We start from the raw sequence: 17,217 nt of genomic DNA on the forward strand, positions 1-17,217 counted from the left end.
TTTTATTATTGTAACATTTTGCTTAAGCCAAAGCGAAACATTTTAAAAAGCATTGGCTAAAAAACTAACCAATGCTCTCTAATCATTTCTATTTATCTAACACTTTGATTGATTCAATCGAATCTCCAGGCACTTGTGGTGGTATTGAAAAAGTTAGAGCTGGTGTTGGGGTCAAAGTGAACTCGATTATTGCCCCATATCTCACTTTATCTTTGTTTTTAGTTTTATCATATAGTTTTTTATCCACATTTAACACTACGCCATTAGAATCAAGAACATCATGAATAGCGTCAGGGTCACATACTACATCAACCGACTCAAATGATAAAATAACCGTATCTTTTTCAATAATCGGATCCATTGTTAACCTTCCTTCAAAGATGGGACGGCTTTTTTGGTTAGATTCCCTAACAGCTGAAGTTGATGAAGAAATTTCACCAGTTCTTTTAGTAGTTTGTCCTGCACTTGCTGTAGTATTCACTCCAGATGAGCAACCAGAGATAACAAATACACTACTAATCAACATACTACTTAAGATTATTTTTTTCATTTTACCCCCCATAACAAACTGATGTCTACAACACAATTTTATATTACATAGTAAATATATCTTTTTTAGTAATAAAGTGTGAAATTTGTGTTAATTTACTTTTTTAATAACTTATGAATGACTTTTCGAATAAGATAAAAAATCGGTACTGACACGCTCATTAATGGTAAATACACAAAAGCTAACTGACTGTTATATATGCTTACCAGTGAGAAAATGTTATCAAAAAATGTAAAAATGAATAAAAACAATACGATTAAAACACTTAAAAGTTCTATAATCTTTTTCGTCAAAGGCTTAGCTATTTCCCTAAGAACAATGAAACCAATAAATCCTGTCAATAAGACTGTTACGGTTGATTTTTGTTCATAAGACCACCCTAATATATTTCCTAACACCTCAATCAATAAAGTCATAATGACGACTGTTAACCCACTAGCTAGTGGTGGTTCAAATACATTTTTCAAAAAAGTTCCCTTGATCGGCTGCGTATTTGGTCTAAGTGCTAAAAAGAAAGAGGGTATGCCCACTGTTAAAGCATTAATTGGACTTAATTGAATAGGTTGAAAAGGATATGCTGAACTGACAAAAATATAAATTGCTGCTAAAAACAATGAATAAACTGTTTTAGTCAAGTACAGAGAAGACACTCGTTGAATATTGTTAATAACTTGTCTTCCCTCTAATACAACATCTATCATGGAATCAAAATTAGAATCTAATAAAACGAAATCAGCAATCCCCTTTGCAGCGTCACTCCCATTTGCCATAACGATGCTACAATCAGCTTGTTTTAACGCTAAAATATCATTCACTCCGTCTCCTGTCATCCCGACAACATGATTTTCTTCCTGAAGTGCTATGACTAGCTTTTTCTTTTGTTCTGGTGAAACTCGCCCAAAAATACGGTGTGTCTTCACAATTTCCGGAATTTTCTCATCTGGTACTTTACTCATATCAATTGATTCTTCATCATGCGATACGCCAGATCGTTTAGCTATCTGTGAGACCGTTTCTGGATGGTCTCCAGATATAATACATATATCCACTTTCTCCTGCTTAAAATAATCAAGCGTCTGAGGTGCTTCTGGTCTAATTTCATCTTCAAGGTAAATAAATCCTAATAATTCTAATTGATCTGGTAATACCTGGGATATCTCAATATCATTACTTTTAGCCACCGCAATAATTCGTAATCCTTTTTCAAAAGCCAATCCCATTTTTTTAGTTTGATCTTCAGAAAAGCCTTCAAATAAATACTCAGGGGCTCCCATAAAATACGTACCGTTTTCTTGAAATGTAATAGCACTCCATTTTCTCGCTGAAGAGAAAGGTATCTGTTTGACCGGTTTAAGTAAATTTTCGTCGCTTTGATTAAAATAGTTCATTAAAGCTAGTCCAGTCGCATTATCTTCATTCAACCCTTTAATCATTGAACCAACTAAAATAGAAAAGGTTTCATCTGTCAAATGAGTTGTGTCCACTGTATCATATTCTACAACTTTTAGTTGTCCGCTTGTTAACGTTCCTGTTTTATCTAAACAAAGAACGTCTACTCTAGCCAATGTTTCTATAGCACCCATTGTTTGTACCAACACTTGCCTACGACTTAATTTGATAACACCAACAGCTAGTGCAACAGTTGTTAATAAAATAAGGCCTTCTGGAATCATCCCCATAATGGCTGCTGTACTGCCTAAAATCGCTTCATTCAACTGAGTTCCACTTGTTAAACTGGTTATCATTAAAATAGCACCGATTGGTATGATTACCATGGTAAGCAAACGGATTAGACGATTCATCAACAGAATTAATTCACTATAAATGCCTTTAGTTTGCTTGGCTTCCATACTAAGTTTGTAGTTATAACTATCTTCTCCAACGTGCGTTGCTTGCATCACCCCACTACCACTGACAATATAACTTCCTGAATAAACAGAAGACCCAATAGTTTTTATGATAGGATCAGATTCACCAGTTAATTGAGACTCATCACATTCCATTCCTTCAGTATCTAAAATAGTTCCATCTACAACAATTTGCTGTCCACGTTTAACTATGATTAAATCATCTTTGACAACCTCATTTTGTGGAATATCAAATGTTTGATGATTTCTTATTACCATTACTTTTGATTCACTAAGTAAGCTTAACCGATCAATATTATTTTTCGCTTTGATTTCTTGATAAACGCCGACTAAAGTATTGGATACAATCACACCCAAAAACAGTAAATTTTTATAACTTCCAGTATAGATAATAAAACCAGCTATGACTAAATTAATAAAATTAAATAATGTAAAACTATTCTCAAATAGAATCTGTTTAAATGAACGTGTTGTCTTAGGGATTGCTTGATTTACTTCTCCTCTAGCTATTCTATTTAACACTTCTTCATCTGTCAGTCCTGGATAGGATTTTCTTTTTGACATATCATCCCACTCCTAACACTTGTTATACAATAAGAATACCATTTATTAAAAAAACTGTCTGCTTGAGACACTAAATTTTTCACTATTTAGATATAGTTAAAAAAGAGACGATCTCTCATCTCTTTTTAACTACTTATTCAAAATAATTTGAGTAATACGTTGAATACAAAATGAAATACCATCAGTTGCTGCATCTTGTTTAAGCTCTGACACATCAAATACTTCACTATCAACTCTAGCATTTTCAGCATCAATCGAATCAATCATTTCTTGACAACCTTCAACATATTCTTTAAATGCTTTTTCCAATTTTTTATGAATCCCTAAAACTCTAACAGGTGCTTTTAGGTGGCTCAAAGTGTTTTCCATTACCCTATATTCTTCTGTGCCTTCAGAAAAACGGCTCTTAATATCTGTTAATTGTTCAACCGTCAAATCTGATAAATTTCCCTCATCAATTGCCGTACGAATAATTTCATATGACGGATTCATTTTTTCTCCCACTTTTTCAGATTCAGTCACAATGGCATTAATTACTTGTAAATATTGCCCTATATTTGGTTTCTTCAACATAATTCCCCTCTTTCAACCATTCTTATTTATTTTACCTTTTTTAAATAAATGTTAAAGGATCAGTTACAATAACTCTACTAGACATTGCAACACATTAATTCAATATTATATAGATACCTTTAGTTTGTCAATAAAAACAAAAAACTATCCAAAAGAGATTGGATAGTTTTAATGTCCTATTTATAAATTGTTTTTCTTTGAACCCATTTGACACATTCTACAATTGGTAGAATAGCAAATGATCCAATAAATACAGCTAACCATTGATGTCCATCTAAATGAGCCACTTTAAACAAATCATTAAATCCAGGTATCACAATTGTAGATGCTAGTAAAACAAATGAAAGTAAAATCGCGTAATTGAAGATTTTATTTCTAAATGCTCCTACTTTAAAGATTGATTCATGAACAGATTTTACGTTAAAGGCATGGATTAATTGAATTAATCCCAGTGTAGCATAAGACATCGTTAACGCATCTGCATGGATAGCATCATAACTTGAGTGAACCGGGTTATTAATGGCATACATGTACACACCAAGTGTCAATCCTGCTTCTAAAATCCCCTGATAAATAATACTACTCATAACACCACCTGAAAAGAAGTCTGAATCTCGACCACGTGGTTTGTGTTTCATAATACCTTTTTCAGCAGGTTCCAATCCTAATGCAATCGCTGGGAATGTATCAGTTACTACGTTTATCCATAATAAGTGGACTGGTAATAATGTATCCCAACCGAGCATTGTCGCAATAAATAAGGTTAAAACTTCCCCTAAGTTTGCAGCAAGTAAGTATTGAACTGTTTTTTGAATGTTTGAAAATACTTTACGTCCTTCTTCAACGGCAACGATAATAGTGGAGAAGTTATCATCAGCTAAGACCATATCACTTGCACCTTTAGATACTTCCGTACCAGTAATACCCATACCTATACCAATATCAGCAGTTTTAAGAGCTGGTGCATCGTTTACTCCGTCTCCAGTCATCGCCACTACTTTTCCATCTTTTTGCCATGCTTTAACAATACGTACTTTATGTTCAGGTGACACTCTAGCGTAAACGGAATATTGTTCAATAGAATTAGCTAGTTGCTCATCTGACATATTATTCAATTCGCCACCAGTAATAACAGCATCATGTTGACCTTCTTTTAAAATACCGAGACGCACAGCGATTGCTTCAGCAGTGTCTTTATGGTCACCAGTAATCATAATTGGACGAATACCAGCTTCTTTGGCAACACGTACAGCTTCAGCTGCTTCTTTACGTTCTGGGTCAATCATCCCGACTAAACCTGAGAAGATTAAATCTGTCTCAACAGTTTCACTTGTTAATTCACTTGGAATCTCATCTACAATTTTATAAGCCATAGCAAGTACACGTAATGCCTGCGTCGCTAATTGTTTATTAGTCTTTAAAATCAAATCTTCTTCTGATTTATCCATTGGTTTAATGTCGCCATTGACGTCATAGTTTGTACAACGTTTCAATAATTCATCAGGCGCACCCTTTACAGCTACAAAGAAACGACCGTCAGGTAATTTATGGAATGTCGACATTAATTTTCTATCAGAATCAAATGGTACTTCGGCTAAACGTGGTTCGTCTTTTAATTTTGATGCAATATCATAACCACGGTCTTCACCATATTTAATTAAAGCAGTTTCTGTTGGGTCACCAATTAATGTGCCATCGTCAGAAATTTTTGTATCATTACAAAATGTCATGATTTTTAATGTGGTATTGTCTAAGGGGATATCTTTTGAATCACGTATTGATTTATTATTTGTAAAGACTTCCTCAACTGTCATTTGGTTTAACGTCAATGTACCAGTTTTATCTGAACAGATAATATCAGTACTACCTAATGTTTCAACAGCTGGTAATTTTCTAACTAACGCATTACGTTTAGCCATTTTTTGTGTTCCTAAAGCTAAAATAATCGTTACAATCGCTGGTAATCCTTCTGGAATCGCAGCAACGGCTAATGATACAGATGTTAATAACATTTCCATCCAATCATGGCCACCACGTAACATCCCAACACCAAACATCACAATACAGATAAAAATAATAGCAATTGATAATACTTTACCTAATTTATTTAGGTTTTCTTTCAATGGTGTATTCGTTTCGTCAGCTTGAGCTAACATGTTAGCAATTTTACCAACTTCGGTGTTCATACCTGTACCAGTTACCACACCAACTCCACGACCATATGTCACATTACTATTCATATAAGCCATATTGATTCGATCACCAATACCAATATCTTCTTTTTCTAACACAACTGCTTCTTTTTCAACGGGGACAGACTCACCAGTTAAGGCTGCTTCTTCAATTTTTAACGACGCTGTTTCAATCAAACGCATATCAGCTGGAATCACATCACCTGCTTCAAGTAACACAATATCACCAGGCACTAAATCTGTACTTTTCACTGTTTTAGTTGTATTATCACGACGTACATTAGCATTTGGTGTGGACATATCTTTCAATGCTTCAATTGCTTCTTCTGCTTTTGACTCTTGGAAAACACCAAATATCGCCATGATGAAAACTACAACAATAATCATAACCGCTTCAACTTGATCCCCCATGAAAAATGAAAGAACAGCTGCTGCTAATAAAATAATAATCATAAAATCTTTGAACTGGTCTAAAAATTTACTAAATAAACTTTTTTTCTTTCCCTCATCCAATTGATTATGACCATACTCCTTAAGGCGTTTTTCCACCTCCGTAGCACTCAACCCATTAGGAGTTGATTGCAATTTTTCTAACACTTGTTTCTCATCTTCAACATAAAATGCATCGTTCAACTGCTTCTTTTTTTGCTCTGACATCTCTTTTCCTCCTTTTATTTGTCGCTATACATAAGTCAAATAAAAAAAGACCTATGTATGCTTAACTACATACATAAGTCTCACTATTTAAGGTAACACCAGAAATGCGTCGTGATTTCGATTGGTGGCATTACCGCAGTATGTAGAACTGCCAGTTACTCCCTTATGAATAATTCCACTTGATTATATCATGAAAATTTTTAACTTACAATTAATTCACTATTTTCTTAAAAAATTCATGATTATGATTCGACATTAAACATTTGTTGACCATATTTTTCACCAGAAATCAAATCATAAACCATTAACTGATAGTCCTCATAGAGCTCTCTTTCTTCTTTAGTAAAAGATACTTCTTTTTCCCATTTTCCATTTACATAATACATTTGTTTTTCAAATGCCGGAAGAATTTTTTGTAACTCCAATAACATGGCATTGAATCCTGTCTGCTCAACAGATGAAAAATCGGTAATCAAGCTAGAAAAATAAAATGGGCTCATCACTTCTTGGTGATGAATCGTTTTATTTAAAGTATCATAAATTAAATACTCTGTTAAATGTGTTGTAAATGGATTATTTTTTTCTACAATATTGTCTGGGTAAATTGACGGTAAATGATCCCCCCAGAAAACCACAATTGTCTGTCTATCTAATTTATTAATGTCCTCAATAAATTGTTTCAATGCGTTTGATGTGTATGAAATATCTAACGCATAATTATCAATTGAGGCGCTAGATGCTAAGTTCGTTAATGTATAAGGTGAATCCGTGTATTTATTATTATATGGCATATGCGTTTGCATTGTCACAAGATGGACAAAAGACGCTTTATCAGATTTCTCCATTACATCTAGCACTTCACTAAACGCTGAGGCATCTGAAATATAACCATTATTTGACAACCTTTCCTTATGAGTCATGGTATTTTCATCTAAAAACCGATTAAATCCAAGAACATTGTAAACATCTTTGCGTTTATACATGGATGTATTGTAAGGATGGATAGCTACTGTTTGATAATCCTGTTGTTTTAAACTCGAGACAATCGATGGAAATTCCGTTTTCTTAGGTAACATCATAGTATATGGTGTCGTCATTTGAGGGTTAAGTAATCCCATTGAAATTCCTGTCAATGCTTCAAATTCGATATTTGCTGTCCCACCACCATAGTTTTGCGACAACATCTCGCCAGAATAAACAGACTGTCGTGCCACACTCCTAAAATCAGTAATAGGACTTTTATTTAATTTAATGCCATCTAACTTTTCAGGATCAGAAAAACTTTCAGACATAATAAATACCACATTAGGTTTTTCCTTGTTTTTCTTTTTAGCGTTATTCTCTTTTGCTTTTGTATCATATTTTTTGACGATTTTGTCGATTGTTTCTTTCGAATAATTTTTTGGTTTATCCATGGCTTCAACTTTTAAATTATATAAAAAGCCACCCATAAAACCTGTATTATAGTAGTTCATTTTTTGACTATATGGAATCCATAGCGCAGTTTTATTGTACTCTTTTCGTAATAGATTGTTTGGTTGGTTAAATAAACTGGCATAAAATAGCCCTGCGATTGAGACAACAAAACATACTAAACGAATGACTTGTTGACGTTTACTTAAACGAATTGAGCGATATAAGGCGTAGACTAGTCCTGCTAATGCTAAAAATATCAGCACTAACGTTAAAATAAAATACGTATTTCCAATGATATCTTTCATCATCGTAAACTCAAAAATCATTTTTAAATCATCTGGGTAGATAGGTTCCATCCTCAATGCCATTTTCTGACTGTTAGCAATACCAAGTAACCCAATACTCGTGATATAAATGATATTTCCCATTAAAAATGACCCACTCAGACTAATAAGAAACATATCTAAAAATAGTAATACAAGCGTTCCTAGTAAAAATTTCTCAACATGCCACTCCAACGCAAACTTCCACGCAAGCGAGAAGCTCCAAGTATTTTGACTTAATTGTAAATAGAAATTACTTAAGTAAACAATGATTAAAGTTAGTAAGATTTTGGTAATTGGACTAGTAAAAATCCTTCTTAGCCATGATTTTTTTTGGGTTTGCTCTACTCGTCTTTGAACCCTTGATTCTATTTTACCCAAAACGTGTCTCCTAACGTAATCGGTAAATGACGTTTATGTTCTGACTTTTGATACCATCTCTCAATTGTTTCTCTATCTTTATCACTAACTTCTTTACCTTCTAAGTAATCATCAATTGCCTCATAAGTCACACCTAAAGCATCTTCATCAGCTATCATTGGTCTATTTTCTTCTAAATCAGCTGTTGGAATTTTCTCATACAATGATTTATCAGCACCCAGTTCTTTTAGCAAGGCTTTTCCTTGTCTTTTGTTTAATCCAAATAAAGGTAAAATATCTGCTGCGCCATCACCAAATTTGGTGAAAAAACCTGTTAGATTTTCAGCGGCATGATCTGTCCCAATTACCGCGCCACTTCTTTGACCGGCCACCGCATATTGCGATACCATTCTTTGACGAGCTTTAATATTTCCTTTATTAAAATCACTCACCACGATATTTGAACCTTCATTTAATTCTTTCACTAAAGCATCCACGCTAGATTTTATATTTATAACTAATGACTCATCTGGTTGAATAAAATGTAATGATTTTTGTGCGTCATCTTCATCTTTTTGCACGCCATAAGGCAAACGAACGGCAATAAATTTATAATCAGTATCACCAGTTTCTTCACGTAATTCACTGATTGCTAGTTGTGCTAGTTTACCTGCTAAAGTAGAGTCTTGTCCGCCGCTAATACCTAAAACATACGTTTTTAAAAATGGGTGCGCTAACATGTAGTCTTTTAAAAAGGCGACACGTATGGCAATTTCTTCCTTAGCTTTTATATATGGCTTAACTTGTAAATTCCTTATAATCAATTGTTGTAACTCTGTCATATCCATCTCTCCTTACATTTAACCCCTATTTTACCATAAAAAAAACAAATGACATACTATCATTTGTTTACTTTAGTAAATTTTGATAAAAAATTACTAGAAACGTTTTGTCTTAATTTTTCGATAGGTAACCAAAATATAATTTGACTTTGGGTCAATTTGGGTAATACTTCCTGTTCACTTATCTCAGCACGATATAAAAATACCGTTTCGGTTCGTTCAACATGTTGATGAGTCGTTTGCTCAATAATATCGACATATTCAATTGTGTTAAATGATAAACCTAATATATCTTTACCATATCTTTCAATTGCTTCAAGTGTTGTTTCTGCAAATTCAGGTTGGACTTCAAGAAGATGTTTATCACCATCTTTATTAGTGGTAACCAAACAATGATCATTATGTTCAATCCATATTACTATTTTAAACGGTTGATTATTTGTTGAACAATTCATTTCACCAATCCTTTCAATAAAAAAAGACTCCTGATAAAATACCAGAAATCTTTTCGACACTGAAGATTATTCTGCAGCGTTTTCGTCTTTGAGACCATATTTTTTGTTGAAACGATCCACACGTCCGTCTGCTTGTGTAAATTTTTGACGTCCAGTATAGAATGGATGTGAATCTGAAGTGATTTCCACACGAATAACTGGATATGTGTTACCATCTTCCCATTCAATTGTTTCTTCAGATGTTTTAGTTGATCCAGATAAGAATTTGAACCCTGTTTGTGAGTCCATAAATACTACTGGATGATATTCTGGATGAATTCCTTGTTTCATATTTCTCTCTCCTTTGCCCTGATTCATGTGCTGAAACAGAGTTATTATTACAACGATACTATATTAACATGTTCAATGATTTTTAGCAATTCATTTTTTTAAAAAAGAAACGTCTTTAAATGTATCAAAAAAGGTTTCATTATTTTTTGTTTTCTTTAAAAAAGTTAATAATTGATGTGTTGAATTAATCGAGTCACCTTTCATATGACGGCGTAATTTCCATATTTCTTCCAAGTGTTCTGGAGACATAAGCAATTCTTCACGTCTCGTTCCTGATCGTTTAATATCGATTGCCGGAAACACACGGCGTTCTGATAATTCTCTTGATAGATGAAGTTCCATATTACCTGTTCCTTTGAACTCTTCATAAATCACATCATCCATTCGACTTCCTGTATCAACTAAAGCAGTCGCCAGAATAGTTAAGCTTCCGCCTTCTTCAATATTTCGTGCAGCTCCAAAGAAACGTTTTGGTTTATAAAAGGCTGCAGGGTCAATCCCTCCACTAAGTGTTCGTCCGCTTGGTGGAATAACTAAGTTGTATGCTCTGGCCAAACGAGTGATACTGTCCATTAAAATCACCACATCACGTTTATCTTCCACTAAACGTAACGCTCTTTCTAACACAAGTTCAACGACACGAGTATGATTTTCAGGCATCTGGTCAAAGGTAGAGGATACTACTTCACCATCAACACTTCTTTCAATATCAGTTACTTCTTCCGGACGTTCATCAATTAATAAGACAATTAACTCCACTTCTGGATAATTTTTTGAAATGCCATTAGCAATCTCTTTTATGACACTCGTTTTACCAGCTTTTGGTGGTGCGACAATTAGACCACGTTGACCAAAACCAACTGGTGCAAACAAATCAATCATTCGTGTTGATAAACCTGTTTTTGTTGTTTCTAATACTAATTTTGTATCAGGATAAAGTGCCGTAAGCGCTGGAAAATGTGGACGTTGTTTGGCATCTTCTGGATTTTTTCCATTAACCGTTTCAACATGCATCAATCCATAATAACGCTCGCTCTCTTTTGGTGGTCTTGCTTTTCCTGATACTTTATCCCCGTTTCGTAATCCAAATCGTCTAATTTGTGATGAGGAAATATAGATATCTTCTTTACTGGGTGTATAATTAATAGGTCGTAAAAAGCCATATCCATCATTTGATATAATATCTAATACACCTTCCACCATAAAAAAGCCTTGTTTTTCTGCTTGTGCACGAATGACAGCCAATGATAATTCTTTTTTATTCATTTGACTATAATAAGGTATCTTAAAATCTTTTGCATAAGTATATATTTCTTTTAGGGTTTTATGTTCTAATTCACCCATTGTTAAATAATCACGCATATTATCCCTCTTTATCCGTGCCTTCTTCCATATGAATATCAGCACCTAGATTTGTTAATTTATCAATGATATTATCGTACCCACGTAAAATATTATCCACATTAGAAATGCGAGTTGTTCCACTTGCCATGATACCAGCAGTTACCAAACAAGCACCTGCACGTAAATCACTCGCCGTAACATCTTCTCCTACAAGTTCTAAATCATCTTGACCATTTAATACAATCATTTTCCCTTCAATACTTGCGTTTGCTCCCATGCGAACTAATTCTGGAATATGATTGACTCGCTGCTCATATATTGTATCTGTCACAATACTTTTTCCATTGGCTTTTAATAATAGTGGGGTAATAGGCTGTTGTAAATCTGTTGCAAATCCTGGATAAGGAACCGTTGTAACGTTGATTGGTTTTAGGTTTTTAGCTGGATGTACTTCAATACTATCTTCTCGAATAGTCATTGGCACACCCATTTCTTCTAATTTTGAGATAAAACTTTCTAAATGCTCATAAATAACATTTTGGACTATAACACCATCACCATGAGCAGCTGCCATTGATAAATAAGTCCCTGCTTCGATACGATCTGGGATGATTGAATGACGACATCCTTTTAATTCTGTCACGCCATCAATCCGAAGTTCATTCGTACCAGCGCCACGAATTTTAGCTCCCATGTTATTTAATAATGTTGCGACATCAATAATTTCAGGCTCTCTTGCGGCATTTTCAATCACTGTTCGACCTTTTGCTTTTACCGCCGCTAACATCACATTAATTGTTGCACCAATTGACACCATATCCATATAAATACGTGTGCCTTCTAACCCATTTGGTGATTTTAAGTAAGTTGCTCCATGTTCAGTTGTTACTTCAGCTCCAAGTGATTCAAACCCTTTGATATGTAAATCGATAGGTCTTGGTCCTAAATAACAGCCACCTGGAAGACCAACAACACCTTCACCAAATTTACCTAGTAACGCTCCCATAAAATAATATGAGGCACGTAAACTATTAATTTTTCCACTTGGCATTGGTATGGATACCATGTTGGTTGGATCAATTATCATAGTATGATTATCAAAAGTTACTTTCACACCCATAATTTCTAAAATTTCTTTTAAAGAGTGCACATCTTTAATATCAGGTACTCCTTCTAAAATAACAGGAGTATCAGCTAAAATAGCAGCAGGAATTAAAGCAACAGCACTATTTTTAGCACCACTAATTGTGACAGTGCCTTTTAATTTTTTTCCACCATTTATAATTAATTTTTTCATTTTGTCTTAATGACCTCACTTTAGTCTTTAAAAAAGCCGCTTAAAATAAGCAGCCAAATAAGTTTCGTTATGCATAATATAGTTGTATTCTATCACACAATATAAATGAAAAAAAGCACTTGGTAAATTTATACGTAAAAAAAGAGCGACTGACAAAGTCAGACACTCTTTTTTCATTCAAGCTTTAAAATTATGCTTTACCGTTTGATCCAAACCATTGGATACGTTCTTTAACTAACTCAGTTACTGCGGTAGTACCTGGAGCTAATAATTTACGAGGGTCAAATCCTTTACCTTCTAAGTCTTTGCCTTCTTCAATGTATTTACGTGTTGCAGCTGCAAATACTTCTTGACATTCAGTATTAACGTTAATTTTTGATACGCCTAAAGAGATTGCTTTTTGGATTTGATCTAATGGAATACCAGAACCACCATGTAATACCATTGGTTTACCATCGATTACTTCAGCAATTTCAGCTAAACGATCAAAGCTCAAACCAGCCCAGTTTTCAGGGTAAGAACCATGAATATTACCAATACCTGCAGCTAAGAAATCAATTCCTGTTTCAGACATTGCTTTACATTCAGCTGGATCTGCTAATTCACCAGAACCGATAATGCCGTCTTCTTCTCCACCAATTGATCCAACTTCACACTCTACAGAAACACCTTTAGCGTGAGCTTTAGCAACAACATCTTTTGCTTTTTCTAAATTTTCTTCAAATGGTAAGTGAGAACCATCAAACATTACAGATGTGTAACCAATTTCGATACATTTTAATGCATCTTCGTATTCACCATGGTCTAAGTGTAATGCTACTGGAACTGTAATTCCCATTGAGTCAATTAAGTCGTTAACTAAATCATAACATACTTGGTAACCACCCATATATTTTGCAGCACCCATAGAAGTTTGAATCATTACTGGAGAATTAGATTCTTGAGCCCCTTGTAGGATAGCTTTAGTCCATTCTAAATTGTTTGTGTTGAATGCACCAACTGCATATTTGCCCTCTTTAGCTTTTTTTAACATTTCTGTTGCTGATACTAATGCCATAATTAAATTCCTCCTATTATGTTATCACTCTATTTGGTATAGGTGATACTTAACTAACACCATCATTTTAACACTCTTTAGTTATTTTTGCTAGTCAAATCACAATCTTTGATGCTATTTTCAGAAAATTTTATTACAGTCCTTTTTTAATAAAGATTGAATCCTGTTTCCTTTGTATCGATGTAAATATTTTTAAATTGACTATAAGCATCAAGGATAGCTTTATGCGTCTCACGTCCAATACCAGATTTTTTGTATCCACCAAAAGGTGCTCCGGCGGGAATTTGATTATATGTATTAACCCATACACGTCCGGTTTCAATTCCTCGACTCACTTTAAGAGCTGTGTTGATGTTTTTAGTCCAAACACCCCCACCTAAACCATATTCAGAATCGTTTGCCATTTTTATCACTTCATCAATTGTTTTAAATTTAATCACTACTGCAACTGGACCAAAGATTTCTTCTTGAGCCACTTCCATATCATTAGTCACATCAGTTAAAAGTGTCGGTGCCACGTAACATCCTTTTCCTAAGTCTCCATCAAGGCGTTTTCCACCTGTTAAAATCGTTGCACCTTCTTTACGCCCTACTTCAACTGCTTCTAAAATTTTATTTACTTGTCCCTCATTCACTTGGGCACCCATTTGGACATTTTCATCCAACGCATCCCCAACGACTACGGCTTCAAATTTTTCTTTTAATTCTGCTACGAATTTATCGTAGATTCCTTCTTGCACGAAAATCCTTGATCCTGCACAGCATACTTGTCCTTGATTAAACAAAATACCAAGTTGTGCTCCCTCAACTGCTTTTTCAAATGGCATATCATCAAAGAAGATATTCGCTGATTTTCCACCCAATTCAAGGGTTGCAGGAATTAATTTATCCGCTGCAGCTTGAGCAACTTTATAACCAACTTCAGTTGATCCGGTAAAGGCTAGTTTATTAAATCCATCATATTTTAACATATAATCGCCTGATTTAGATCCTTTACCTGTAATTAAATTTAACACACCCTTTGGTAACATTGGACCAATCAACCTAACTAATTCTAATAAGCTTAAAGAAGTGGAAGATGATGGATGAATGACGATAGTATTTCCAGCAGCTAGAGCTGGAGCTAATTTCCACGCTGCCATCAAAATGGGAAAATTCCATGGAATAATTTGTCCAACCACCCCGATTGGTTCTCTTAAGATAAGTGTTAAAGTATCTTTATCTAACGCTTGCGCTGAGCCTTCCTCGCTACGAATGACACCTGCAAAATATCTAAAATGATCGGCACTAAGTGGTACATCCACCGATTTGGTCTCACGAATTGGTTTTCCATTATCAATAGATTCTATATAGGCTAAATGTTCCATATTTTCATCAATAACATCTGCAATTTTTAATAATAAATTACTTCTATCCACAAGTGACCAATCACGCCATTCAGGTAATGCTTGTTGTGCGGCATCAACGGCAGCATCAACGTCGGCATCAACGGCATCAACAAATGAGCCAATTTTTTCTCCATTTACAGGCGAAAAAGTATCTAACATCTCTCCCTTAGCGCCTTTTGTCCACTCTCCATTAATAAATAAATTATATTCTTTGTATATATCTTTAAAAGCTGTCATAACAATTCTCCTTTGATATTTTTTTATTTCGGTATAGTTAAAATTGTATCTGCTTTCATTTTAAAATTCAAGCGTTATGCTTATAAAAAAAAAAGAGTATCTCTACTCTTCCTCATTATGTGTTTGTTCAATTTCTTTTCCTAAAAAATAAGAGATAGCAGTTCTGATCACGACAATTCCACCTAAGATAACAATATCTTGTGTTGATGGGTTTAAAATAGTTTCAATAATATCTGACGCAATAAGCACTTCTAAACTTAGTAATATATAAGATCCTAAATATAATTTAATTTTATTATTTCTGAAAGATATTTCTTCCCTTGTGCCGCTTCCAAATTCATTTTTAGTAAAATCGATGACGGCTTTTGCCACACCCACTAAGAGAATAATCACTGAAAAAGCATTTAATACAAAAATTATTTTATCTACTACCTCACTAATCATTGCTATCCCTCCTATTCTATAATAAACAAAAAAGAGCATCAAATGACACTCTTTTTATTATAATTCTTCGTCTTCTTCATCATCATTTTCGTATAAATCATCTTCTTCAACGATGGTTAGATCTTCTTCTACACCTTCTGGCACGTCATCATCAACGTCATTGTCAGCACCGATTTCTGATAAATCAGTTGTGTATTCTTTGATTTCTTTTGTTTCATCTTCTTCATCTTCATACAACTCATCATCATCTTCATCATGATCGACTAAGTCCAAATCTTCTGGATCATCATCATTGTAATCAATGGCATCGTCATCCATTGCGATAAAAGCATTTACTTTTTTACGTTTTTTACGACGTGGTGTTTCTTCTTCGTCTTCATCCACACCAGAAACTTCTTCATCAATTGAATCGATTGGATACCAGCTACGCAGGCCCCAACGATTATCTCCTAAAGAAATAAAACTTCCGTCAATATTTAAGTCTGTATAAAATTGTGGCAAGATGTCACGAATTTCACTATCTGCTTTTTCTAAGTAGTTTTGGATTTCATTTACTAAATCACTAAAATCAATAATGTCTCCACGTTGATTTAAAATTGCATGTGCAACTTCAATCATCGACAATTCATTTTTATTTACGCCTTCAAAAGCTTTAATTTCCAACTGACACACGTCCTTTCACAGTCTACTCTCTATCATACAATAACTAGCGTTTCTTTGCAATTTAAAATTTTTATTTCATCTATTCTCCCCACTAAAATTAATCATCAAATGGTATGTCCCTAACTTTTCTTCTCCAGCAAATAAATCATAATCAATTGTTAAATCACCTGATTGTGGATTATCTTTTAGACTAATATGTAAATGATTAGTCATGGTTGAAATACTCATCATGCCATAAGGAGTAGCATATGTTGTTTCCCGCTTTTCCTCATAGGAAAAATTTAATTTCATTTTAACATCACCTGAGCGAATCAATGTTACCGTTTCATCTGGTAAAATTTTTATTGTAACAGGAACAGGTTTATCAATTCCTTCCAGTAATTCTTCGTATCTTAAATAGATGACATCATTAATTACTACCATATTACCTTTGACTTCTACTAAAAATTCTTTCAATTCTTGCTCTTGTGTAACCTCAGTTTTCACCAAAATATTAATTGGTGTTTTTTCTCTTTTTGACACCCATTCCACCTCTTTACTTTTTTATATATTTTGGTCTTTTTTAAAAGGTTTGTCAAACCTTTATCATTGTTCTTAAATCCTTTCCGTTTCACAAAAGAATCGGTATAATAAGGAAAGTATAAAAAGGAGTTGTAT

At 34.0% G+C, this 17,217-nt stretch carries 15 protein-coding genes; all 15 read right to left on the reverse strand.

Going from position 1 to position 17,217, the window contains the following annotated elements; translation table 11 throughout:
* Nucleotides 1–88: 88 nt before the first annotated feature.
* Nucleotides 89–550 carry a hypothetical protein gene (locus AC37UB_RS03280; protein ID WP_117972994.1) on the reverse strand — a complete coding sequence of 154 codons (462 nt, stop codon included), beginning with the start codon at nucleotides 548–550 and terminating at the stop codon, nucleotides 89–91.
* Nucleotides 551–645: 95 nt separating this feature from the next.
* A complete protein-coding gene (locus AC37UB_RS03285) occupies nucleotides 646–2,982 on the reverse strand; it encodes an HAD-IC family P-type ATPase (RefSeq protein WP_117972995.1) in 2,337 nt (778 codons plus the stop codon).
* Nucleotides 2,983–3,111: 129 nt separating this feature from the next.
* Nucleotides 3,112–3,555: a hypothetical protein gene (locus tag AC37UB_RS03290; protein ID WP_117972996.1), complete on the reverse strand. Its 444-nt coding sequence runs from the start codon at nucleotides 3,553–3,555 to the stop codon at nucleotides 3,112–3,114.
* A gap of 176 nt (nucleotides 3,556–3,731) precedes the next feature.
* Nucleotides 3,732–6,404 carry a cation-translocating P-type ATPase gene (locus AC37UB_RS03295; protein WP_117972997.1) on the reverse strand — a complete coding sequence of 891 codons (2,673 nt, stop codon included), beginning with the start codon at nucleotides 6,402–6,404 and terminating at the stop codon, nucleotides 3,732–3,734.
* A 242-nt stretch (nucleotides 6,405–6,646) separates the two neighbouring features.
* Nucleotides 6,647–8,524, reverse strand: coding sequence for an LTA synthase family protein (locus AC37UB_RS03300; RefSeq protein ID WP_490685324.1), 1,878 nt, complete (start codon nucleotides 8,522–8,524; stop codon nucleotides 6,647–6,649).
* Nucleotides 8,512–9,345, reverse strand: coding sequence for an NAD(+) synthase (gene nadE / locus AC37UB_RS03305; RefSeq protein WP_241699150.1), 834 nt, complete (start codon nucleotides 9,343–9,345; stop codon nucleotides 8,512–8,514). Before nadE ends, AC37UB_RS03300 begins: the two co-directional genes overlap by 13 nt.
* Before the next feature lie 59 nt (nucleotides 9,346–9,404).
* A complete protein-coding gene (locus AC37UB_RS03310) occupies nucleotides 9,405–9,800 on the reverse strand; it encodes an NUDIX hydrolase (RefSeq protein WP_490685325.1) in 396 nt (131 codons plus the stop codon).
* A 66-nt stretch (nucleotides 9,801–9,866) separates the two neighbouring features.
* Nucleotides 9,867–10,130 carry a type B 50S ribosomal protein L31 gene (locus AC37UB_RS03315; protein WP_079347925.1) on the reverse strand — a complete coding sequence of 88 codons (264 nt, stop codon included), beginning with the start codon at nucleotides 10,128–10,130 and terminating at the stop codon, nucleotides 9,867–9,869.
* Between the two features lie 90 nt (nucleotides 10,131–10,220).
* Nucleotides 10,221–11,492, reverse strand: a complete 1,272-nt coding sequence (gene rho / locus AC37UB_RS03320) for a transcription termination factor Rho (RefSeq protein ID WP_490685326.1) — start codon at nucleotides 11,490–11,492, stop codon at nucleotides 10,221–10,223.
* A 1-nt stretch (nucleotide 11,493) separates the two neighbouring features.
* Nucleotides 11,494–12,771 (reverse strand): UDP-N-acetylglucosamine 1-carboxyvinyltransferase, encoded by a 1,278-nt coding sequence (gene murA / locus AC37UB_RS03325; protein ID WP_117973002.1) that lies wholly within the window; start codon nucleotides 12,769–12,771, stop codon nucleotides 11,494–11,496.
* Between the two features lie 190 nt (nucleotides 12,772–12,961).
* Nucleotides 12,962–13,828: a class II fructose-bisphosphate aldolase gene (locus AC37UB_RS03330; RefSeq protein ID WP_117973003.1), complete on the reverse strand. Its 867-nt coding sequence runs from the start codon at nucleotides 13,826–13,828 to the stop codon at nucleotides 12,962–12,964.
* A gap of 146 nt (nucleotides 13,829–13,974) precedes the next feature.
* On the reverse strand, nucleotides 13,975–15,453 hold the full coding sequence (locus AC37UB_RS03335; RefSeq protein ID WP_490685327.1) for an aldehyde dehydrogenase family protein: 1,479 nt from the start codon (nucleotides 15,451–15,453) through the stop codon (nucleotides 13,975–13,977).
* A gap of 102 nt (nucleotides 15,454–15,555) precedes the next feature.
* A complete protein-coding gene (locus AC37UB_RS03340) occupies nucleotides 15,556–15,897 on the reverse strand; it encodes a DUF1622 domain-containing protein (RefSeq protein WP_117973005.1) in 342 nt (113 codons plus the stop codon).
* 57 nt (nucleotides 15,898–15,954) lie between these two features.
* Nucleotides 15,955–16,560 (reverse strand): DNA-directed RNA polymerase subunit delta, encoded by a 606-nt coding sequence (gene rpoE / locus AC37UB_RS03345; protein ID WP_117973006.1) that lies wholly within the window; start codon nucleotides 16,558–16,560, stop codon nucleotides 15,955–15,957.
* Between the two features lie 75 nt (nucleotides 16,561–16,635).
* Complete coding sequence (locus AC37UB_RS03350) at nucleotides 16,636–17,082, reverse strand: YwiB family protein (RefSeq protein ID WP_241699152.1); 447 nt, start codon at nucleotides 17,080–17,082, stop codon at nucleotides 16,636–16,638.
* Between the last annotated feature and the right edge of the window lie 135 nt (nucleotides 17,083–17,217).

Source organism: Vagococcus changpingensis (assembly GCF_058211775.1).

Bases quoted from the DNA above. Each gene is read 5' to 3' on its own strand.
- nadE (WP_241699150.1), bottom strand. From the start codon at position 9,345: ATGACAGAGTTACAACAATTGATTATAAGGAATTTACAAGTTAAGCCA.
- AC37UB_RS03330 (WP_117973003.1), bottom strand. From the start codon at position 13,828: ATGGCATTAGTATCAGCAACAGAAATGTTAAAAAAAGCTAAAGAGGGC.
- AC37UB_RS03285 (WP_117972995.1), bottom strand. From the start codon at position 2,982: ATGTCAAAAAGAAAATCCTATCCAGGACTGACAGATGAAGAAGTGTTA.
- AC37UB_RS03295 (WP_117972997.1), bottom strand. From the start codon at position 6,404: ATGTCAGAGCAAAAAAAGAAGCAGTTGAACGATGCATTTTATGTTGAA.
- AC37UB_RS03280 (WP_117972994.1), bottom strand. From the start codon at position 550: ATGAAAAAAATAATCTTAAGTAGTATGTTGATTAGTAGTGTATTTGTT.
- AC37UB_RS03315 (WP_079347925.1), bottom strand. From the start codon at position 10,130: ATGAAACAAGGAATTCATCCAGAATATCATCCAGTAGTATTTATGGAC.
- rho (WP_490685326.1), bottom strand. From the start codon at position 11,492: ATGCGTGATTATTTAACAATGGGTGAATTAGAACATAAAACCCTAAAA.
- AC37UB_RS03290 (WP_117972996.1), bottom strand. From the start codon at position 3,555: ATGTTGAAGAAACCAAATATAGGGCAATATTTACAAGTAATTAATGCC.
- AC37UB_RS03335 (WP_490685327.1), bottom strand. From the start codon at position 15,453: ATGACAGCTTTTAAAGATATATACAAAGAATATAATTTATTTATTAAT.
- AC37UB_RS03340 (WP_117973005.1), bottom strand. From the start codon at position 15,897: ATGATTAGTGAGGTAGTAGATAAAATAATTTTTGTATTAAATGCTTTT.
- murA (WP_117973002.1), bottom strand. From the start codon at position 12,771: ATGAAAAAATTAATTATAAATGGTGGAAAAAAATTAAAAGGCACTGTC.
- AC37UB_RS03310 (WP_490685325.1), bottom strand. From the start codon at position 9,800: ATGAATTGTTCAACAAATAATCAACCGTTTAAAATAGTAATATGGATT.